Genomic DNA, 21,341 nt, shown 5'->3' with positions numbered 1-21,341 from the left:
CTTAGCCTTTCATATGTAGAAGCGTATCAAGCATCTGATTTGCGGTACTGATCAGTTCAGAAGAGGCCTGATAGCCGCGCTGGGTGATGATAATTGCGCTGAATTCCTTGGATAAATCGACATTCGAACCTTCCAGAGAGCCGCCGTCGATGGTGCTCATACTACTGTTTGCGATGCCAATCGACACATCTTGCTGGCGTGTACTTTTGAATTTATTGCCACTGACAGCAACCAGGTGATCCGTTGAGCTGAAGCTTGCCAACGCTAGTGTCTGATTTTTTGAAGTCTGGCCATTCGTATAGGTAATGACCAGATTACCTTCGCCATCGAAGCTCGCTTTTGACATATCACCTTGCGCATAGCCATCTATACTGGACACGGCTAACGTGGATGTTCCTGTTGCAGCACTAGTGGTGCTGGCATCAAGCGTCATGGTCAATGGCAATGCACTAACGCCAGCTGGCGAATAAGTAAACGAGATTGAATTGTGAGCAGGGTCCAGCGCGCCGTTGATGAATTTCACCTCGCCTGTAGCTACGGTGTCATTACCATCCTTTATCGTCACCAGCCAGCTGCCAGGGGTTACCGCTGTATTATTTTTGAAATTAACGGCCAACGTGTGCGAACCGCCAACAGCATCCGTAACAATGACACCACCGACAGCTTTATCTGTATCAGCAGTAGACAGACGGCCTGTCAGTTGAATGGCCTTGGAGGCTGACGCGGAATTATTCTTTAAACCGGTAATGGAAATATCCTGCAAGACGCCCTGATTGGTCAGCGCCTGTACATGATTGCCATCGGCATCAACAAGAAAACCTTTGCTGTCGAATTTAAAAGAACCATCACGCGTGTACAAAGTCTGCCCTCTGCTATCGTGCAGTACAAAGAAACCATTACCGTCGACTGCAACGTCCAGATCGTTTCCCGTCTGATTAATCTGACCTTGCGCAAAATTAACTACGCTTGGCAGCACCGCGAGGCCAGCTCCCGATGATGCGCCTTGATGCCCACTGCTGGCGCTATCACCTTCTTGTGAAAAAAGACTACTGAATTTTGCATTCGACCCTTTAAATCCAGGAGTATTTAAGTTCGCTACATTATTACTGATCGTTTGCAATTCTTTAGAAAAACCAGTCAGTCCGGTAGTGGCGATTTTAATCGAGTTCAACATAATAATTCCTTGCCGCTTAGACGTTAGCGAATATCAAAAACTTGTTTCAATGCGACACCTGATATGTCAGCACCGGTGGTCGGATGTATCGTCAAAACAGGCGCATTTCCACTGACAGATATATCAGTAACAGTCCCAGTAGCCGTACTGCCATTATTTGTAACGCTGACGATATGTCCCAACAGACCAACTGACTGAACTGCTGTCTGCACTGCCAGCAGTTGGCTGATATTTGCAGACATTTCCTGGGTTTGCGCCAATTGAGAAAATTGTGCAAGTTGTGCAACGAAAGCAGTATTGTCCATGGGTTTCAATGGATCTTGCGCATTCAGTTGCGTCAATAGAATCTTCAGAAAATCCTGTTGGTTAATATGCGATTGATTTGCAGTTGAACTAACTGCAGCAATACTATTGAGTGCCATATTTTTGCCCTTTTTTTACAGAATTAAATGAAGTATTGTGGTCACCCATTTCATGCTTGATTGACGATCGGTCTGTTTCTGTCAGGCTTTCTTTATCGCCTTCAGCATCTTCTTCATTTTTAAAGACCAGTTTACCGTTGACAGAGGCTCCGTTCAAACGCATGCCAGACGCTGCCATCTCACTAACCAGTCGACTTATCAGTTGTGGCGTTTGGCTTGTTTCGATATTTTGATCGCGTATCCATACATTGACATTCTTACCCTCTGTTATCAGATGCATCATGCGTTTTTCCCATGCCTGCTTATCCTGTAGCTGTTCAGCGGCACCAGCACTGGTTTCCGGTTCATTTTCAGTATTATTGAAGCTTGTTTCTTCTTGATCTGATTCTGAAAACATCGCTGTTTCGCGCATTAAGCGCGCAGTGCGTGGCATCGCTGCTAGAGACGAATTAATTGTCGTCATACGATCACTATCTTTGGCAACAGATTCCAGTGAGGAATTTTCAATGAACCCATTTGCCATCGGCAATGAGTTTTGTGCCGATGCAACTTGATCAAATACCTTCATGCTGACGGTGGTCATTTGTATCGAATTCGCTTCTATCCCACCACTAAGATCCTCAGCTACCGAGGCAGTTATGTCCAACATTTCTCTGTCGACGGCGTTGCCTGACCTTGCTTGGTCAGTCGTTAATATAGCGGCTTCTGCGCTACTGCTAGCGATCGAGTCAACTGGCTTTGCAACAGATGGGGTTACAGGATAAATACTGCGTTTGAATGACATATCTTGCTGGCGATTATTCGCAGCTGTTACCTGATCATTCTGTGTCTGGTATTCGCTTTCAGTATGAGTTTCCTGCCTGAAAGCATATTTGACGGCACGTATAGCGCCCGCATTCACATTGCCATGCTGATTCAGATCAGACATCAATGAAAGCTCTATCTGGCGTAACCAGTTTTCATGTTGACTGTCAACATCGTTTTTCCGGTCTTGCCTGGTGCCGTCTGAGGGCATTTGCAAAAACGCGCTAATTTTTGTCATTTCGCAGCCTTCCAATGCATACGTTGTAACCAGTTATCATCAGACAATTGGTATCCTTTTTTTGCGGTTTCCTGATCAAATTCATGCCCGACAGTTTCTTTATTTTTTTCAAGACTATCTGCAAATTTTCTGATCTCGTTCAGACGCATCTGTACTTCATCGCGGTCTTTGATGACTCTCTCCAAATGACTATTCTCTGTCTGGCATTGCCCCTGAACTTGCAATAAATAATTATGTGCTCTGCGCTGCGCGTCGATATTAATTAAACTGCTGCGCTGTCTCTGACTGACCAATTCCTTTCGTGCTGATGCAATTGCATTGTTTAAATGATCCACTTTTTCTTGTTGCAGGTCGACCCTGACGTTGTGCTCAGAAAGGTCTTGAAATAGATCATTCATTTCCCATTCCGTCATTTTCAGAACTGGCTCTAACGCATAATGAAATCCACGACGATCTTTTGTCATTGCAGCGCACCTTCATTTGCGGCATCTTTAGTTTTTGATTTCTGATCCTGCATGATCATACGCAACTGTGCAACAACCTGCTTCCTGTCAAGCACCGGTTCATCACGTTGGCGCATAAATTTGACTAAGGTCGGCCACAAGTCAATTGCCTGATCGATTTCGGTGCTGCTTCCAGCACGATACGCACCCATGTCGATCAACTGACGATTTCGTTCATAGCTGGCCATCACTTCCAAAGTGTCGTGAACCAGTATTTGATCTTCATCTGATATCAAATCGCCAAGCAAGCGGCTGACACTATGCAATACGTCGATAGCGGGATAATGCCCCTGCTGCGCCAGGCGACGCGATAACATGATGTGTCCATCCAAAGTTGCGCGTAGCATATCCGAAACAGGCTCATTAAAATCATCACCTTCGACCAATACTGTGTATAAGGCCGTTATTGCGCCACCTGAAGCAGCAGTCCCACATCGTTCGCACAATTCTGGTATCTCGGCAAAAACCGAAGGGGTATAACCACGCGCTGTCGGAGGTTCACCTATCGACAAACCAATTTCGCGCTTTGCCATCGCAAACCTGGTGACAGAATCCATGGTCAACATGACCTGTTTTCCGGCATCGCGGAAATATTCCGCAATTGCTGTCGCTGCGTATGCTGCGCGGGCACGGGCAAGTGCAGGCTGGTCCGATGTGGCGACGACAACGACAGATCGCTTTATCCCATCTTCACCCAAATGTTTTTCAATAAATTCGCGCACTTCACGACCACGCTCACCGATAAGGGCAATCACGTTTACGTCAGCAAACGTGTGACGCGCTATCATTCCAAGCAAAGTGCTCTTCCCCACTCCACTGCCGGCAAAAATACCAACGCGTTGCCCTTTACCTATCGTCAGCATGCTGTCTATGCACCTAACACCTGTCTCGAGAATTTCTGTAATGCGTGGTCTGGAAAGGGGATTCAGCGGCGCGGCTTTTAATGGTCTATATTCGGTGGCCGACATTAAAGGCTTTCCATCCAGAGCATCGCCGAAGGCATCAATGACACGTCCAAGAAGATGCTTACCAACTGCAATACGCGGCAGCTGACCGGTCGCCAGTACTTCACTCCCTACACCTATGCCGTGTATTTCACCATACGGCATCAACATGACCCGGCCATCACGCAAACCGACGACCTCTGCCTTCAGCTTACGGTCACCGTTGCGCGTTCTTATTTCGCAAATCTCACCAACCAGTACATCTGGACCACTTGATTCAATGCTTAACCCTGCCAATTGCCGCACATGGCCCAGTTTTTGAACAAAATCAGCGGATCTGACCGCATCCAGATAGCGTTGCATCAGATAAACTCCATTCGTGCCAAATCTGTCCACGAAATGAGTACGCAGACGAAGACTTGGAAGGAGAGAATAAGGAACAGCATCATAGTCAATGTTTTATTGCCTTTAAGATTCGACTAACCCAGCCCCGACGAACTGGTGACTCGCCCCTTAAATCTGCGTGCTCATGCTGATTCCCATTTAATCGTTCGATCAGATAGGCGCGTAAGCTAATTTGCGCACGCACACTCAGTGCAGGTATCTGTAAAGATTGCAATTTCTCTTTTTGCCCCTGAGTTAACCCAGCAAGAAACGCCTGCTTCCAATGCCAGTTCTCAAGGGATAATACCTGCTTTAACAACCAGATAGGTTCATCCTTCAAAGCCATCAGCATGTCTGCGGCGGCGGCAGCTTGAGTCGGGCTCAGTTTGCTGCCATCTGCAGAAATCCCCAAATTATTTAACATGCTACTGTCTGCGGGTATGCCTAAATCTTTTAACTCGGCAAGATGTTCTCGCAAAAGCTTTTGATCATCTGCGGCGAGGCGCTCAAGTATCCAGCGTTGATCTGATACGCTCAAACCATGCAATAACAAAGCAGATTGTCTGAAACCTGGCATCAGTTGCGCTCCACCGGATTTTGACGTGAACTATCCAGCCATGTCGTTACTTGTGTTAACAGGCGGCGCTTTTCATATTCACTTAAGCTGCGAGTGATCACTTCTGGCCTTCTCAGCAGACGAACACAAAGCACAATTAAAAACAATACCAATAGTGCAGCCAGAACCATCACAATATATTCTGTTCGGTTTGCAGCAGCTTTGGCCACCTGATCAGCAGCATCTTTATTCACCAACAATAACGCTGAGGAATCTTCTGCGATGACTTCTTTTCCTGATGCAGCAGCCTCGCTTGCCGAAATTGTCGCCATTTGCTCGACAGAATAAACGGAAACAATATCACCACGCGTTTTATCAATACCTGCAGCAGTCGCAACGAGATCCTTCAGTCGCTCTAGTTGCATTGGTTCAAGGCCCCGGCGAATTACCACTGCAATATTGACATGATTGACTGCCCCGGCGGCAGAAATAACTTGTTCCACTTTGCGACCAACCTGATATTCAACTTCACGACTGCTCTGCGTCACATCGCCTGTTGCTGGATTGTTGGTTGTTTCTGCCTTATTACCGCGATTGGTTTCATTCGCAGTCTGTTTGTCTTTAACAATGACACCTGTCGGCTGCCCATCTTCTTTTGAATTTGCAGGTAATGGTGTTTCGGTGGTGGTCTTTTTTTGTTCGTTATTGAGAACAACATCGATAGTCGCGATACCCTGTCCGGCACCGAAGGTCTTATCCAGAACTTCGATGACTTTCTTATTGAGGTAAGTTTCAATTGCCCGCTTTTCGTCAAGACTATTCGATGAAGAAATCATGTCCTGACCAGGCTCGCCGCTTTTCTTTGTCAGTGCAACACCGTGCTGATCCAGGATCGTCACATCGTTGGGTTTAATATCTGGAACAGCGGCGCCAACCAGACGCTGTATGCCCTGGATTTGCCCCATATCCAATGATTTACCGGGTTTGACCGCAATGGTAATGGATGCCTTGGGTTGCGTACCACTCTTTTTAAACAAAGCCTGTTCAGCCAATACCAAATGCACACGTACGGATTGGACTTCATCCAAAGCAGAAATAGTACGTGTCAGTTCGCCTTGTAAGGCACGCTGATAATTGATCTTCTGCGCAAACTCGGTCATGCCGACTTCGCTGTTGTTAAATAATTCGAAGCCAACAGCACCTCGCAAAGGCAATTCCTTGCCTGCCAGTTTGAGCCTGGTTTTATAAACAACATCAGCTGGCACTAAAATGGTGTTGCCGTTCCCTGCGAGACGATAAGGTACTTTCATCTGGTCAAGTTCTGCTACCATCGTTGAAGCATCTTGTGGAGCAAGGTCGGCAAACAGTACCTGATAGTCAGTACGCAAGGTCCAAGCGCCAAAAGCGATAATGATAATAGCTATCAGCACTACGCCGAATAGCATACCTATCCGCGAGCGACGGTCAATACGTCGCCAAAATTCGATAAAATCGTTCACTTGCTATTGCCCTAAACTTGCATCTGTAAAAGTTCGTGATATGCATCCAAAAGATGATTTCTTACCTGCATGACGAGTTGCATCGACAATTTTGCTTGCTCAAGATTAATCATGACCTGATGCAGGTTACTGGCGTCGCCTGCCGCAAGCTGCTGGACGCCTTTATCAGCAGTCAAGAGTTGATCATTGACTTGCGATAATTGCTCAGTAAACCAGCTTGAAAACTGCGCGGTCGGTGCTGCCATGGGTGCAGTTCCGGCGGACAATTCCGGCATTGAAATTGCCGGAATAAAGGCCGAAATAGAATTGATTGCATCAATAGACATCATGAACCTCCTAATTCCAGGGCTTTTAAGGCCATACGTTTGGCGGCATTCATCGCAACCACATTGGCTTCATAGGCACGCAATGCACTTGAAACGTTGACCATCTCTGTAACATGATTAATACCCGGCATAGAGACATATCCCTTGTCATCAGCGTCTGGGTTGCCAGGTTCGTAGACCTTGCGTGGTGCTACGTCCATTTCTTCTACACTACCGACCTGCACACCACGTAAAGTCGCGCCGGACATCCGTTCAAAATCAACAGCAAAGTTATCGCCGGCCTCTATCACTTTCACATGCAAAGGGCGATATAGCTTCCCATCGGCACCTTTAGTGCTATGAAGATTGGCAATATTATTGGCTGTTGTATCCAGGCGCAATTTTTCCACATTCATGCCGGTGGCACTGATCGCAAATGCGTTACGATAATCCATCAGCGTTTCCCTTCCGCGACTGCCGAACTAAGTATGGACATATGTTTTCCCATCGCTTTTAACAGGGCCTCATATTGCACGGTGTTCTGCGCCATATTGCTTACTTCAGTATCCAGCAACGCCGTTCGGTCAAAATCTGTTACTGGAGATGCCCGTTCAATGACTGGCAATATGCCACGCAACATTTCTGGTTGAACAGCACGGCCTTGCGCGAGTGTTGAACGTATAGCATCCATTTGCTGTTCAAAATTGACGCTGGCCGGACGATATCCTGCCGTGTCAACGTTAGCAATATTGTTGGCAATTGCCTGGTGCCTTAAACTGGCTGCATCAAGGGCAACCTTTAACATATCCATCGTCACTGCTTCAGCTTGTCCAAACATCTTAGAAATTCCAAATTTAAGTTTATCGATGAATCTATTATTGAATAATCAAATCAGCACGCAAGGCACCCGCAGCCTTAACTGCACGCAATATCGAAATAATGTCACGGGTATTGGTTTTGATACGTGTTAAAGCATGAATCAGATCTGCGACCGTATTATTGGACGCACTGACATATCCAGTTTCAGACCTCTCTGAAACATTGATGCGTGAATTTGAAACGGTTTCCGTGCGTATTTCTGCACCCGTATTTCTGATCAGAATTGGCTGCGAAACAGAGTTATCAGTAATAATTGACAATTTCAGGTCACCATGCGAAACCACAACCTTGGCGATACGCACATCGCCACCTGAAACGATGGTGCCGGTTCTTTCGTCAATGACTACCCTTGCCCGCGTATCCGGCTCAATACTTAGTTTCTCTATCCGCGTCACAAAATCCACGAGATATTCACGGTCAGCTTCAGGGACGCGAATTTCAACACCTTCCGCGTCCTGCGCTTTAGCCAAAGTTTCACCAAACGCCTTATTGATCGCTGCGGCGATACGTGAGGATGTAGTAAAGTCGGCATCGCTTAGCGTAAAAACCATTGTATTGTCAGGGCGTAAAATCCTGGCCTGTACAGCTACTTCAACAATTCCGCCTGCGGGAACGGACCCTACTGTCGGGTGATTTTTCTGAGCCACGTTGCCGTTTAAATCGTATTTGTAGCCACCAACAAACAAGGCACCTTGCGCAAGCGCATATACTTTACCGTTCGGTGCTTTTAAAGGGGCAGTCAACAATGTCCCCCCGACCAGACTACGTGCGTCACCAATGGAAGTAACTGTGACATCAATCGTGTCACCCTGATGTGCCACAGCAGGCAACTTCGCCGTGATCATCACCGCAGCGACGTTACGACTAAGTACTAGATCTGGTTGTACCGCCACATCAAATTGTGCCAATACATTGGCAATTGACTGACGCGTCGCTTTATTGTTGGGTGAATCTCCCGTATTTGCCAAACCAGTTACAAGTCCATAGCCAACCAATGCATTTTCACGCCAGCCAGAAAATTTCCCTATATCCTTGAGGCGAACCATATCAGCATAGGCAGCATTACTCAGCAACACTGAAAACACTGCCAAGATCAGGGACATCAATCGCAGCTTCAAGCCTGTGCGGATATCAAGCATCAGAATCCCGCCCATACAAAAAGACGCGACCAGATACCTGGACGTTGACGGCTAGCAAGATCACCATCCCCCAGATAACTGATTTTGGCATCTGCAAGTCGGTAAGACAGTATCGTATTGCTGTCAGAAATATCCAGTGGGCGTACGCGCCCTTCAACAGCAATCTTTTGCTGGTCCGAATTAATTTCCAATAATTGCTGCCCTTTCACCCACAGATCACCATTTTCTTCTATTTTGGTCACCGTCACTGTCATTTGGGCCAGCAATTTCCCAGTACGCTGTACACTGCCGCCACCATCGAAATCATTGCTCAGACCAACATGCGCCTGATGATTGTTTTGATTGACGCTTACCTGTGCGCCAATATCATTTTTCTTCTTCAAATTGGTATCGGCACTAGTGGAAGCGCTGGAATTTTCGTAGATCAAAACGGTAAGCACATCGCCCGGCAAACGGGCGCGCTTATCTGATGCCAGTGACCGATAGGTATTTTCATTGTATAAATTGTCTGATCTGGCTGGCGCCGAAAATACTGCCAGCAGCAACATCAGGGTTGTGCATATCGATTTCATTGCTCTTAATTCCCTATTACTTTCGCGACACCAGGTGCCACGACGACTGCAATGATAGTATCGGTTGCAGCAGTGGGTTTTACCTGAATACGCTGACCGATTTCGCCGTCAGCCAGCGCCGTAGCTCTTGATTCCAGCACAAAAGCACCAGCATTCAGCAGCAAGCTGATGTTATCACCATGGCTTATCGCAATGGGTGCCTGAATAAAATTCTTCGTCAACACAGTCCCTGCTGCAATTGCCTTCTTTAAATTGCCTTTCAATAAATTGCAATCTGCTGCAGAGGCCAAGCCATCCATACTGGCAATATCCGCTTCACGCGTAACGAGGTCATCGCAGGTAGGTGAAATACCTTTTGCCAGGTCTCGTTTAGCAATCAGCGTATCGGCCAAGACTTTGACCTTCAACGGAACACGTATCGAACGGCTAAAAACGCCAGCTACTGAAATATCCAACCATACCGTCACGCGAGAATGCAAGGCATCCATCATCGTCATGTGGCGCGGCTTGATTTCAACATTGCCGTCGGACAGCAATAATTCAGGCAAACGTTCTGCCAGCTCAATGTCAATCTGGTATTTGTTATTTTCGCTATTTAATATATTTCTTACATATGTTTCTGCAGCAGTAACCAGCAAATCAGAATCGTAGAACTTCGCCTTGCGCTCTACCCGTACGGCATCTGCACCACGCCAGTTAATTACCTGATTAATTCCACTGGAATGGACAACACGTTCAATTTCTTTACGGCTGTAACGATTGCTATACCCTGGTAACGGCGCATTTCCAAGCGCAGTTGCTGTCAGTGCCTTGTTTATTGCGTCGTCGCCTGTGATCTCAATCACATCTCCCACACGCACCTTGGCAGCGCTGACAGTCACATCATTTTTCAGGGTCGCGAAAACAGCCGCCATCGCTGGCATTGTCGCCAGGATGCTTAACCCGAAAAATAGACGTAACAGTAAGCGCATGGTGCAGATATCAACGACGCAGATTATTTGTCAAAGACATGATTTCATCCGATGCCTGCACGATCTTTGAACTCATTTCATAAGCGCGTTGGGCGATCATCAGGGTCACCATCTCATCAACCAGAGAAACGTTTGACCCTTCCAGCACATTCTGCGCAATGCCACCGAAGCCTTGCGCACCAGGCTTGCCATAAGTGGCGTCGCCTGAACTTTCGGTTGGCTGATACACGCCGCTTGCAACCATTTTCAACCCCGCAGGATTAGAAAAATTGACCAGCTCGATTTGACCAACCTCGGTCGTTTGTGCCTGGTCTGCCACCTGCACCATAACTTTGCCATCATTGCCTATCGTAATGCTGGACACATTTTGAGGAAGATGAATAGCTGGCTTAAGTACCTGGCCACTACTGGTAGCCAGATAAGAATCCTGATTGATCTGCAAAGTGCCGCCACGGGTATAACCGCGGCCACCATCTGCCAGTGTGACTTCAATGAAACCACTGCCATTGATGGCAATATCCATCGGCGAGTTGGTTTGGGTCAATGCACCAGACATAAAATCCCTGGACACGTTTTCTATACCAATGCCCAAACCGACAGGGTTAACCGCAGCCAGCGGGCTTTGTGAAGTGGCAGCACCATCCACATGCAACATTTCCTGAAAATTGACGCGCCCCTTTTTAAAACCATTGGTACTGACATTGGCTAAATTATTGGCAATCGTATCGATACTCATTTGCTGAGCCTGCATACCCGTTGCTGCGATATATAAAGAATTATTCATAAATTTATTACCAAAATCTTAAAAGGCAGGCGATTAAAACTCGCCCAATTTTTGTATCGCGGTGTTCAGCATCTCGTCATAGCCTTGGAACAACTTCTGCGCAGATTCGAAATGACGCGTCGTTTCCATCATCGCCACCATTTCACGCATAGGCGTCACGTTTGAATTTTCCAGAAAACCAACCTGAATTTCTGGCTGACTTTCCATCGCCTGATTCTCGGCACTTGCTGGCTGCAACAAACCATTGATAGTCTTTACCATTTTTTTCGGTTCGGCAAAGCGCACTATCTTCAACTGAGCAATCTGATGATCACCTTGCAAAATACGCCCTGTATGGTCGACTGTAATATCGCTGCCGCGCACCTGGATATCGCCGCCCAAACCCTGCACTGCATAGCCCTGCGAAGATACCAGGCGACCGCTGCCGTCAACATGAAAATCACCCGCCCTGGTATATCCCAGGCCATCAGGTGTCATCAATTCAAAATAGCCGTCACTGGCAATTGCCATGTCCCATGGTTTTCCCGTTTGCTTGATAGGCCCCGTCGACAGATCAAGTACGCTACCCAATACACCGGATTTCTGCTGGCTTTGACTGACATCGCCTGCCTGTTCCGTCCCCTTCATCACATCGTCAAATAAACTCACCAATGGTTTGGAAGTGGGTACCGCACGCTTATAACCCGTGGTCGCCACGTTCACCATGTTCTGACTGATCGTATCCAGATATTGCAAATCATTTTGCATACTTTGCACAGCGCTGATTAATGCATTTGCCATCGTGTTCACTTAAATTAAATAGGGTGGTCAACCAACGCAATAACTACAAAGACAACGTAGCAAAAGCGCGCAATTCCAGGGTATTAGGCACTTCAGCTAACGATAGCACCCTTAATTGTGGCACCATCCGCTCGGATAAAATCCGCATGTGCCGCCTTAATTCAGGCGCACAAAGCAAGACAGGCAACAAATTACTCTTCATCATTTTTTCCGCATGCTGGGCGACACCGGTAATGACTTGTTCGGCAAACTTTGGTTCCACCACCATCGCCCCGCCCGTTTCCACAGCACGAATGCTCTGCATCAGGTTATGCTCTATGGTTGGATCCAGCGTCAATACCTGCAACACATTCCCGCCCAGCGTCAAAGACTGGCATATCAAAGCGCCCAAGCGCTGCCTGACCATCTCAGTCAGATAGGCCGGGTCTTTATTGATTTTGGCCTGATCAACAATTGTTTCTATCACCGCATCCAGGTTGCGGATAGAAACTTTTTCCTTCAATAAATTCTGCAATACTTTTTGTATCTCACCCACACCCAAAACGGTAGGTATAATTTCTTCCACCAGACCAGGTTGTGAATCGCGTACGCGCTTTAACAGACGCTCTGTTTCCTGGCGGGTTAACAAGGTGGCAGATTGCTGACGCAAAACTTCGCACAAATGTGTCATGAACACCGTTGGCGGCTCTACCAAAGTGTATTTACCTGCCTTTGCTTCGTCGCGCTGCGATTCATCAATCCACAATGCAGGCAAGCCATAACTAGGTTCCTTGGTATCAATACCCTGCAATTTAATGGTCTCTGTCGCCGGTTTGATTGCCAGCAATTTTTCAAGCATCAAACTGCCGCTGGAAATGGTTACACCAAAAATAACTATCTCATAGGCGTTGGCTGCCAGTTTTGCCCCTTCACGAAAGCGTACGTTCGGCACCACCAACCCTGATTCCAGTGCGTATTGCTTGCGAAAAGCGGCAATACGCTCGGTAAAAATGCCACGCTCACTTTCCAGCATCGGCACCAGATCAATGCCCAGCAAAACTTCCGCCGCTTCAACAGGCAACAAGCCATAAGCATCTTGCTCTTTATCCGAAACCTTGCCCGTTGCAACAGCAGCATCTGCCGTATCAGAATCCGGCCCCTCATTACCTGCCGCCTGGTTTGCAGAGTCACGGCGAAAAGCAATCAAGGCAAGATAAAAGCACACCAGCACCAACACGGGCCATGCCGGTATACCAGGTAAAAACATCAAACCCAGCAAGGCCGCTGCCACCAACCACAAGGTTTTAGTGAACGACGTAATCTGCTGAAATGCTTCCACACCCAGATTTGTATCCGATGATGAACGCGTCACGATCAGACCCGTGCCGACAGAAATAACCAATGCTGGCACCTGTGTCACGATACCGTCACCTATGGTTAGCAAGGTATAGCTCTTTAACGCCTGATCCCAGCGCATGCCCATCTGCATCACACCGATGACCAATCCACCTATGCAATTGATCAGCATAATGATGATGCCGGCAATGGCATCACCCTTAACGAACTTGCTGGCGCCATCCATGGCACCATAAAATGCCGCTTCCTTACTGATATTCTTGCGGCGACGCTGTGCTTCTTCCTGATCGATAAAACCCATGTTCAAGTCAGCATCAATGCTCATTTGCTGACCTGGCATACTATCAAGGGTAAACCTGGCCGCCACTTCTGAAACGCGTTGCGCACCATTCGTTACAACCACATACTGCACAACCACCAATATCAAAAATACGATCAGACCAATCACATAATTGCCGCCGACAACATACGAACCAATCGCTCCAATCACCCGGCCAGCATCGGCATCGCGCAAAATCAGCCGCGTGGCAGAAATATTCAATGCCAGGCGAAACAAGGTCGCAATCAACAACATCGATGGAAAGGTAGAAAACTCCACCGGCTTCGCCATGTAGAACGTCAACAACAAAATCAGCAAGGCAAAACTGAAGTTGGCCAGGATTAAAAAATCCAGCATTTCTGACGGAATCGGCGCGAACAGCATAAACAGCACACCAACCACCAGCAATACCATCGCGATATCGGTATTGTTATGCAGTACGCGCCTCATTGCATTCATGCGAACGCTCCGCGCAGACCGCTGCGTTTGTTTTGCTGGCGATTTTTACGCATCGCATATACCCAGATCAAAATCTTTGCCACCTTGGGATACATATCTTCAGGCACGAACTGATCTGAATTCAAACGCTTGTACAATTCACGCGCCAGCGGCGGATTCTCCACCACTGGAATATTATGCTGCCTTGCCACGGCACGCATCTTCGCCGCCAGCTCGCCCTTGCCCTTTGCCAGCAATTTCGGGGCAGACATCTCACCATGCCGGTACGAAATTGCCACAGCAATATGCGTAGGGTTGGTAATCAGCACATCAGCTTCTGGCAATTTGCCTACAGCTTGTGATTGCTTCAATAATTCGGCACGCAACTGCCTGATTCTTTGCCGGATACGTGGGTCACCTTCTTTTTGCTTATGCTCGTCGGTAATGTCTTTATGACTCATGCGCATTTTCTTCGCATATTCCCAGCGGGTGTAAAGCAAATCAATCAGGGCAATTATCAGAATCGCCAAAAACAACTTGAACAACAAAGGCCCCACCGTACCCAGCACCACAGACGCATGCGACCGGGCATTGATATAGTTCAGCTTCAGCATGTCGGGCATCAGATGCCTCAAAGCCCCCCAGGTCACACAACCCAGAATAGCCAATTTTGCCAGACTGCGCAGCGCATCATAAATTACACGCTTGGAAAACAGACGCTGCATGCCCGTGGCCGGGTTCAACTTGGTAAAGTCAGGCGTGATCGGGTCGAAACTGAAAATACCCCCAACCTGGCTGACATTGACCAGCACAGCCACAACGCAAATCGCAATCAGCAAGGGGGCAATGACTGCCATACTGTCAAAAGTGGCCTGCAACAGCCATTCCAAAGTGCCATTACTTGACCAATCAGTGCGGCCCGCATCACGCAATACGTGTTGGGCTATACCCAGCTCCTGCCTTGCCATTCCAGGGCCAACCGCAAATACAATTGCTACCAGCGCAGCAAGAATCGCAGCAAAGTTAGCTTCATTACTTTTTGCAACTTGCCCCTTCTTTTGCGCTTCGCGCAGTTTATAGGGCGTCGCTTCCTGGCTTTTGTCGGTATCCTCAGACATTACAGCACGTCCTCCCAGAAACCGAATAAAGACGCAAATATCTTGGTCGTCACCGAGGCAAAATGCCCGCTAACATAAGCCAGAACGCTCATGCCAACCGCAATTTTAATGGGGGCGCTCAACATAAAAATATTCAATTGAGGCAAATTGCGTGACAACACAGCCAAACTCATTTCAACCAGAAACAGACAAAAGAAAGCTGGCGCAGCCAGCATCAGGCCATATGAAAAAACCGTGCCAAACTGCTTTGCCAACAGCATCGGCGAAGGTAATTGCAGCATCTGCCCAAGCGGAATTTTCTCAAACGAAAATGCCAGGCCACGCAGCATCGTATGATGCGCATCCATCGTAAAAAACAAAGCCAGCGCAACCATGCCAAGCAGCGCCGCAATTAAAGGTGAGCGGCTACGTGTGGTCGGATCAAAAATATTCGCGATATTAAATCCGATTTGCAAGTCCAGCATATTGCCCGCAAAAGAAAAGGCGGCAAAGGCAACAAAAATGCCAAATGCCATCAAGGCACCCAACATCACCTCCCCCACCCCGGCCATGACCAATGAAAACAAATCGGTCGGCGCATGAACAACTGCCAACTGCATACCAGACACCAGCGCCATCGCCAGCGTTGCCACCAGCAACACACGAATGCGCACTGGCAAGCCCAAGGCCTGCCAGATTGGTGTCATCAGCAAAAGTGCCGCCAAGCGCAGTGTGCACAATAAAACTGCCGTTACCCAGCTAACTGATGTAGTTAAAATCATGGGTAAGCTTAAAAATAATTGGGAATATTAGTGATGAGCTCTTTTGCGAAAATCAATAATTTTCGCAGCATCCAGGAACCAAACACAGTCAATGCCAATATTGTGGCAACCAGTTTGGGGATGAACGTCAGGGACATATCCTGGATTTGCGTGACCACCTGCAAGACACTTACAGCAAGCCCCACTACCAGCGTAGAAATAAGAATTGGTGCACAGATCAACAGCGCAACCCACAAAAGTTGCTCCATTAAATGCAAGGCTACGTCAGATCCCATTACCACTTCCCCAATGCCAAATTCCATAGAAAACAATAAAACACGCGTTACCAAACTGGACAGTGGCGATTCAGAAAATCGAATAGTTGAAGCCTAAAATCAGCAAAGTGATTAAATTGAACATAATTCAATCAAACACCGAAGAGATCAAGTGTTAAATCGTTGCCCAACATCAATATAAAAGCGCGGAAATTCAAAAAGTTTAGCGGTGTTACGGAATGTTACAGATGCCAAAAACGCTTGTCAACGATTGATTGATTGTATACTTGTAATATACCGATTAAATGGCATGACTTTTTGCTATCATACTATTAACTATTTGTTAAACTTCCGTTGCCTGCCAACCGCCTATAAATGCGTAATCATTTGTTGAGGGGCTTTACGTTTTGATATAACACGTTCAGGCCACGTCAGTATCTGCACGGTCTTACCTGATGAGAGGTGGTCGCGTATTAATCCTTTTTTGGACTGCGCCGAAGCTTGTAATCGATTTGAGACGTGGAATACCCTTTTTGCGCGGATATTACTTGATATCTTAGATCACTTTCCGTAAGACAAAAACGAACATCGAAACTTGACAATGGAGCTATTCGGGATGATGTTTGTCTTAAAGAATTGCTTTGCACAAAATTTACTCAAAGCGACAACGCTAACTAGTTGTACTAGTTAAAAATTAGTTAGATTGCCGTTAACTAAATTTACGACCTCGCCGTTTTCTACTAAAAATGCAGATTCGACGAGACGTGTTAGTCCAAATAAACACTGATGTGTGGGCACTAGCTGCAACTCTCTGATGCAACCAGTCGTGTAGTTGCATCAATACGATAATCAAGGTGATAATGTATTTCTGGAAGCAAACAATCAATCTGTAGTTTGCGAAAAATTCCCCCCCTACGCGACCGGACAGATTCGCACTCCAGCAAAATCAACAGCAGCATATCAACTAATCGGCACCTACCTTTGAACGCATTCATGAAAATCTATAAAGTCACCTGCATGTTTTCTTTCGTCTTATTGGCATCCACTGCGCAAGCTAAGGCGGACGACACAGAACTGCTATATGAGGCAGTCAATAAAGGTAACATGGTCCAAATAGATATGTTGCGCGCCAAGGGCGTGAATATCGACGCGCCTAATCAGGCTGGTTTGACGCCTTTATATAAAGCGACCCTCGAAGGGAATAGAAGCCTTATTAAAAAATTCCTGGATATAGGAGCAGATGCAAACGTCAAAAACAAAGATGGTAAAACACCTTTATTTGCCATCCCAGATGGAAGAGAAGACCTTGCTGAAATGCTGTTTGTGAAAGGGGCTAATGTAAACGCGATAGATCAGTCGGGTTGGACACCACTACTTTGGACGGCTTATAACGATGGCGGGAAGAACCGCATAGTCCAATGGTTACTTGTGAAAGGTGCACTGGTGGATGCAAAAAATGCTCAAGGCTCAACGGCTTTGCATTTGGCGATTAAATCAAAAAACAAATCTCTGATCACCTTGTTGTTGGCACACCATGCAGATATGAATGCCAAAGGTGACAGACAGCAGACGCCTTTGCATTTGGCAGTGGAAACAGGCAGGAAAGATATCGTGGAATTATTGTTGACAAGCGGAGCGGATATCAACAGCAAAAATGGAAAAGGCTTAACCCCGCTAGTGACTGCCCTTTACGAGAAAAACATCGAAATCGTCAATCTGTTACTTGCCAAAGGTGCCGATGTCACCATCCGTTCAAATCAGGGCGAAACCGCGATCCACGTGGCGGCGCAATATGGAACACCAGTCATCGTAAAACAATTGTTGAATAAGGGAGCCGACGTCAATTCAGAAACTGTCGACGGCGGAACCCCACTTGATCGAGCCAAAAGTGCCGCCAATAAAGACACAACCGAATTATTGATAGCAAAGGGAGCCATCATTGAATCATACAGATGTACATCTTACAGCAATGGAACAACCAGGGGCACTATACGACATGGCGCTTGCCCATCCTCATCAGACCAGAGAGAGTTACTTACTGAACGACCTACATTGCCGAATGTGCCTGTAGCAGCAAATCCAGGGCCTACGAAAGTAAATGTTTCAGCAGATCAGAGGCAAGCAAGTCAATTTATCAGATGCACTTCGCCTGACGGAAAATTTAGCACGGTACAACGTGGAAAATGCGCCTCGTCAAATGATATAAAGTCCGTAATCACTCCAGCACAACCTGTAAAGCTGGAACTTAATACGCAATTAGTAAGATGAACATGCAAAAAGAGTGGAGCAAATGTACCAGTGAGAAATTGCGCCTGCCACAATACAATTCGACAGTCGCAATTCTTACTTTAATCACCTTCTCTGAACAAAGTCATTAATAATCAGGGTAATTTCTTCGTACAGTTGCTCAGCTTGAATTTAAAAAAAATCCAATTTCTCAATGGAAGACCCAATCAGCACCTAACCCAAATCTTGACATTATCTAAATGGTGAGCCTTTATAAGCCGCGGTCGAATAAATAAATTAATAAATCGTTCAGCTTAGTTTTATCCATTCCCCGTTCCTGCGACCATATAAGGACTTGCTAAGTAAATGATCGCCGTTTTCTGATACGCGTCTGATCATTTCTTTTAATGTAAAAATCCCTTGCTCCGATTTTGCGTCACAAAATGCCAAAACGTCTCTTGCAGGTATAGCGACAATAAAACCATTCTTAGCAAATTGCGCTAAAAGGTTATCCCAGATACCATCCGATAAGATCATACTTGCTTCAAAATTCCCATCAAACATGACAGCAAAAATAGGACCGTGCTGCTGCACTTCAATAGCATCTTTTGAGCGCAATTTTAAATTGTTCAGACCAATTTTATGTAAATCTTCGGCGCTGATTTTCTCTTCCAATAAATGACGATGTTGAACATATACAAGACCTCGTTCATTGTCTACTACATATGCTACACATAAACCGTTACCCAGGTTTTTTAAAACGGGCGCATTTGGCGTAGACAGTGAAAGCCCGCGCTCTTCTGTAGGGTCCGCTACTTTTAAATAGGCAATTGCATTTCTACAAAAATTAGTCATTCAAAAATCCTTCATTATTATGTTCAAACAAATAGCTGATCGCCTGCTCAAGATGATCGCGATAATCTTGAGAATATCCTTTGATATAGTCACGATAATAATCCACGAGGCCTAAAAAATTGGGATTATTCGCAAGCCATGCCACCATTAAGGCGCAATATTCCATTCGATCACTTCGATCGTAACCAGGCAAAATAGGGGGATTCATTTTCTGAGCAACCCCAATCGGATCACGACATTGGTCCAGAAAAGGCAACACTATTTTTTCTAACTGCTCACTCAATCCATCCAGCAATGGGGGAAACTCTTCAAAATTTTTAACTTCTGGTCTGAGTTTTATCCCTGTCATTCTTTCCCTGTTTGAATGCATGGTAGTACAATCCGATTCAGCTCCGTAAATCTTTTTATCTAGCGCAATTACGGCGTCAAGATTGACCGAGACCGCATAAGAGAATTGAAATTCTGGATTGTAATTAAGTATGGAGAATCCAATGTAATGATTACCCCCTTCAAAATGTCGTGTAAAACCTGCCTGACTCTTCTTCAAGACAAATCCATGTCGAGTCATTAAAGGCGCAACATGCGCTAATACGGTGTCCCTCACTACTTTTTCACTCCAGGGGCGCTTTTGTGCTGCAAGTTGCTGTTGCTTCTGAATATGTGCAATGGCCTGCATATCATTTGGCTGATATACCACCCCTTCTTGTGGGTCAATGACAGTAAGACCTAATTTTCCACTGCACAAAAGTATAAAAGCTAATACCTCATCCTGATGATTGCTAATACCCAGCATCGCCATTTGCGAACCAAAATTATTGATCAGTGGACCATCTGACCATGGGCAGTCCTCTTGATCCTGATCATCTTCATCATAGCTCGAAAGACAGGGATATTGCTTTACAAGTTGGGCGTGCAATTTACGCAGGGACGGATGTATCTTGCCGCTTTCTTGCAGATAGTCTCCTTTGATATGCGCAGCTTCGGCCAATGCCTGTTGTCCGTCTTGTGGCAAGGGGTTGGCAAATATTTCTATCGTATAGCTCATGGCGGGTATGGATTGGATTTGAAAGCACGTCTGTTGACAGATCGAATTGGGACAATTTTTATCAGTCTGAAGATATGGTCCTCTTATTTAAGACACGCCCACCGTTCAACGACAAAAGCCATGTTTCATTCCTCATTTTTGTGTTGGAGTAAATAGCTGGCAGCCTGTTCGAACTGATCCCGATAGGCTTGAAATCGTCCTTTAGTGATATTACGATAATGATCCACCAAATTTAAAAAATTGGGATTATTCGCAAGCCATGCCACCATTAAAGCGCGGCGCTCCATTCTCTCACTTTGATCGCAACCAGGCAAAATTGGAGGATTCATTTTCTGATCGACGCCAACCGGATCACGACATTGATCCAGAAAAGGTAAGACTTTTTGTTCCAACTGTGTTGTCAATTCCTTCAGCAAAGGCGGAAATTCCTCAAAATTCGTTACGACAGGATTAACGTTTGTTCCAGTAAGCAAATTGCTCCCCAAATGCATGGTAATGCAACTTGATTCAGGTCCATAAATCTTTTTGTTCAGATCACTCACAGCGTCAAGATTAACGGATACGTAAAAGGAAAATTTAAATTCAGGATTGTAATTATAAGTAACAAATACAATCAAATGACTCCCGCCATCAAAGTTTCGCTCAAAAGCGGATTTGCTCTTTTTGAAAATAAAACCCTGCCTCGCTAGCAAGGGTTCTACATACCCCAAAACTGTGTCCCTGACCGTCTTTTCACTCCAGGGACGATTTTGAGCAGCAAGCTGTTGTTGTTTTTGGATGAACTGGATTGCCTGCAGGTCGTTGGGCCCATAGATCACGCCTTCTTGCGCATCCATCACTGTAAGGTTCAGCTTGCCAGCGCATACAAGTACGTAAGCCAATACTTCATCCTGATGATTGCTGATACCCAACATCGCCATTTGCGAACCAAAATTATTGATCAGTGGACCATCTGACCATGGGCAGTCATCTCTATCCTGATCATCTTCATCATAGCTCGAAAGGCAGGGATATTGCTTCACAAGTTGGGCGTGCA

The 21,341-nt window shown here is 46.3% G+C and carries 23 protein-coding genes; 1 reads left to right on the top strand and 22 read right to left on the bottom strand.

The genetic code is table 11. From position 1 onward, the window contains the following. Nucleotide 1: 1 nt before the first annotated feature. The 19 genes from flgF to fliQ form a co-directional block, all read right to left on the bottom strand. Nucleotides 2–1,174 (bottom strand): flagellar basal-body rod protein FlgF, encoded by a 1,173-nt coding sequence (gene flgF, locus ACO0LH_RS27705; protein WP_422944387.1) that lies wholly within the window; start codon nucleotides 1,172–1,174, stop codon nucleotides 2–4. Nucleotides 1,175–1,197: 23 nt separating this feature from the next. Beyond that, a complete protein-coding gene (locus tag ACO0LH_RS27700) occupies nucleotides 1,198–1,596 on the bottom strand; it encodes a flagellar hook assembly protein FlgD (protein ID WP_422944386.1) in 399 nt (132 codons plus the stop codon). After that, nucleotides 1,583–2,638 carry a hypothetical protein gene (locus ACO0LH_RS27695; protein ID WP_422944385.1) on the bottom strand — a complete coding sequence of 352 codons (1,056 nt, stop codon included), beginning with the start codon at nucleotides 2,636–2,638 and terminating at the stop codon, nucleotides 1,583–1,585. The genes ACO0LH_RS27700 and ACO0LH_RS27695 overlap by 14 nt, the downstream gene beginning before the upstream one ends. Beyond that, a complete protein-coding gene (locus tag ACO0LH_RS27690; RefSeq protein WP_422944384.1) occupies nucleotides 2,635–3,102 on the bottom strand; it encodes a hypothetical protein in 468 nt (155 codons plus the stop codon). The genes ACO0LH_RS27695 and ACO0LH_RS27690 overlap by 4 nt, the downstream gene beginning before the upstream one ends. Next, on the bottom strand, nucleotides 3,099–4,448 hold the full coding sequence (locus tag ACO0LH_RS27685; protein WP_422944383.1) for a FliI/YscN family ATPase: 1,350 nt from the start codon (nucleotides 4,446–4,448) through the stop codon (nucleotides 3,099–3,101). Before ACO0LH_RS27685 ends, ACO0LH_RS27690 begins: the two co-directional genes overlap by 4 nt. Nucleotides 4,449–4,536: 88 nt before the next feature. Then, nucleotides 4,537–5,046, bottom strand: a complete 510-nt coding sequence (locus tag ACO0LH_RS27680; protein WP_422944382.1) for a hypothetical protein — start codon at nucleotides 5,044–5,046, stop codon at nucleotides 4,537–4,539. Further along, nucleotides 5,046–6,524 (bottom strand): flagellar basal-body MS-ring/collar protein FliF, encoded by a 1,479-nt coding sequence (fliF, locus tag ACO0LH_RS27675; protein ID WP_422944381.1) that lies wholly within the window; start codon nucleotides 6,522–6,524, stop codon nucleotides 5,046–5,048. The genes ACO0LH_RS27680 and fliF overlap by 1 nt, the downstream gene beginning before the upstream one ends. A gap of 11 nt (nucleotides 6,525–6,535) precedes the next feature. After that, complete coding sequence (fliE, locus tag ACO0LH_RS27670; protein WP_422944380.1) at nucleotides 6,536–6,850, bottom strand: flagellar hook-basal body complex protein FliE; 315 nt, start codon at nucleotides 6,848–6,850, stop codon at nucleotides 6,536–6,538. Beyond that, nucleotides 6,850–7,284, bottom strand: coding sequence for a flagellar basal body rod protein FlgC (flgC, locus tag ACO0LH_RS27665; RefSeq protein ID WP_422944379.1), 435 nt, complete (start codon nucleotides 7,282–7,284; stop codon nucleotides 6,850–6,852). Before flgC ends, fliE begins: the two co-directional genes overlap by 1 nt. After that, the gene (locus ACO0LH_RS27660) at nucleotides 7,284–7,667 is read right to left on the bottom strand and encodes a flagellar basal body rod protein FlgB (RefSeq protein WP_422944378.1); all 384 of its coding nucleotides are present in this window, start codon (nucleotides 7,665–7,667) and stop codon (nucleotides 7,284–7,286) included. Before ACO0LH_RS27660 ends, flgC begins: the two co-directional genes overlap by 1 nt. A 37-nt stretch (nucleotides 7,668–7,704) precedes the next feature. Further along, a complete protein-coding gene (locus ACO0LH_RS27655; RefSeq protein ID WP_422944377.1) occupies nucleotides 7,705–8,847 on the bottom strand; it encodes a flagellar basal body P-ring protein FlgI in 1,143 nt (380 codons plus the stop codon). Next, the gene (locus tag ACO0LH_RS27650) at nucleotides 8,847–9,419 is read right to left on the bottom strand and encodes a flagellar basal body L-ring protein FlgH (RefSeq protein WP_422944376.1); all 573 of its coding nucleotides are present in this window, start codon (nucleotides 9,417–9,419) and stop codon (nucleotides 8,847–8,849) included. Before ACO0LH_RS27650 ends, ACO0LH_RS27655 begins: the two co-directional genes overlap by 1 nt. Before the next feature lie 5 nt (nucleotides 9,420–9,424). Continuing rightward, nucleotides 9,425–10,390 carry a flagellar basal body P-ring formation chaperone FlgA gene (gene flgA / locus ACO0LH_RS27645; protein ID WP_422944375.1) on the bottom strand — a complete coding sequence of 322 codons (966 nt, stop codon included), beginning with the start codon at nucleotides 10,388–10,390 and terminating at the stop codon, nucleotides 9,425–9,427. A 10-nt stretch (nucleotides 10,391–10,400) separates the two neighbouring features. After that, nucleotides 10,401–11,174 (bottom strand): flagellar basal-body rod protein FlgG, encoded by a 774-nt coding sequence (gene flgG / locus ACO0LH_RS27640; protein WP_422944374.1) that lies wholly within the window; start codon nucleotides 11,172–11,174, stop codon nucleotides 10,401–10,403. A gap of 33 nt (nucleotides 11,175–11,207) precedes the next feature. After that, nucleotides 11,208–11,954, bottom strand: coding sequence for a flagellar hook-basal body protein (locus tag ACO0LH_RS27635; RefSeq protein ID WP_422944373.1), 747 nt, complete (start codon nucleotides 11,952–11,954; stop codon nucleotides 11,208–11,210). A gap of 43 nt (nucleotides 11,955–11,997) precedes the next feature. Beyond that, complete coding sequence (locus tag ACO0LH_RS27630; protein ID WP_422944372.1) at nucleotides 11,998–14,067, bottom strand: flagellar biosynthesis protein FlhA; 2,070 nt, start codon at nucleotides 14,065–14,067, stop codon at nucleotides 11,998–12,000. Then, complete coding sequence (locus ACO0LH_RS27625; RefSeq protein ID WP_422944371.1) at nucleotides 14,064–15,164, bottom strand: EscU/YscU/HrcU family type III secretion system export apparatus switch protein; 1,101 nt, start codon at nucleotides 15,162–15,164, stop codon at nucleotides 14,064–14,066. The genes ACO0LH_RS27630 and ACO0LH_RS27625 overlap by 4 nt, the downstream gene beginning before the upstream one ends. Further along, on the bottom strand, nucleotides 15,164–15,925 hold the full coding sequence (locus ACO0LH_RS27620; RefSeq protein ID WP_422944370.1) for a flagellar biosynthetic protein FliR: 762 nt from the start codon (nucleotides 15,923–15,925) through the stop codon (nucleotides 15,164–15,166). Before ACO0LH_RS27620 ends, ACO0LH_RS27625 begins: the two co-directional genes overlap by 1 nt. An 8-nt stretch (nucleotides 15,926–15,933) precedes the next feature. Further along, a complete protein-coding gene (gene fliQ / locus ACO0LH_RS27615; RefSeq protein WP_422944369.1) occupies nucleotides 15,934–16,200 on the bottom strand; it encodes a flagellar biosynthesis protein FliQ in 267 nt (88 codons plus the stop codon). Between the two features lie 972 nt (nucleotides 16,201–17,172). Between fliQ and ACO0LH_RS27610 the strand changes: the two genes are divergently transcribed. Further along, nucleotides 17,173–18,447 carry an ankyrin repeat domain-containing protein gene (locus ACO0LH_RS27610; protein ID WP_422944368.1) on the top strand — a complete coding sequence of 425 codons (1,275 nt, stop codon included), beginning with the start codon at nucleotides 17,173–17,175 and terminating at the stop codon, nucleotides 18,445–18,447. Nucleotides 18,448–18,714: 267 nt separating this feature from the next. Here ACO0LH_RS27610 and ACO0LH_RS27605 read toward each other — a convergent pair whose 3' ends face one another. From ACO0LH_RS27605 to ACO0LH_RS27595, 3 genes are all read right to left on the bottom strand, one after another. Beyond that, entirely contained in the window at nucleotides 18,715–19,260 is a 546-nt protein-coding gene (locus ACO0LH_RS27605; RefSeq protein WP_422944367.1) for a DUF1444 family protein, read from the bottom strand. After that, nucleotides 19,253–20,305, bottom strand: a complete 1,053-nt coding sequence (locus tag ACO0LH_RS27600; RefSeq protein WP_422944366.1) for a hypothetical protein — start codon at nucleotides 20,303–20,305, stop codon at nucleotides 19,253–19,255. The genes ACO0LH_RS27605 and ACO0LH_RS27600 overlap by 8 nt, the downstream gene beginning before the upstream one ends. 125 nt (nucleotides 20,306–20,430) lie before the next feature. After that, nucleotides 20,431–21,341, bottom strand: a 911-nt coding sequence (locus tag ACO0LH_RS27595) for a hypothetical protein (RefSeq protein ID WP_422944365.1), incomplete at its 5' end; no start/stop codon positions are given.

Source organism: Undibacterium sp. TJN19 (genome assembly GCF_049339485.1).
Classification (GTDB): domain Bacteria; phylum Pseudomonadota; class Gammaproteobacteria; order Burkholderiales; family Burkholderiaceae_D; genus Undibacterium.
The sequence above is the reverse complement of the archived record's forward strand: the minus strand, read 5'-3'. Positions and strand labels throughout refer to the sequence as shown.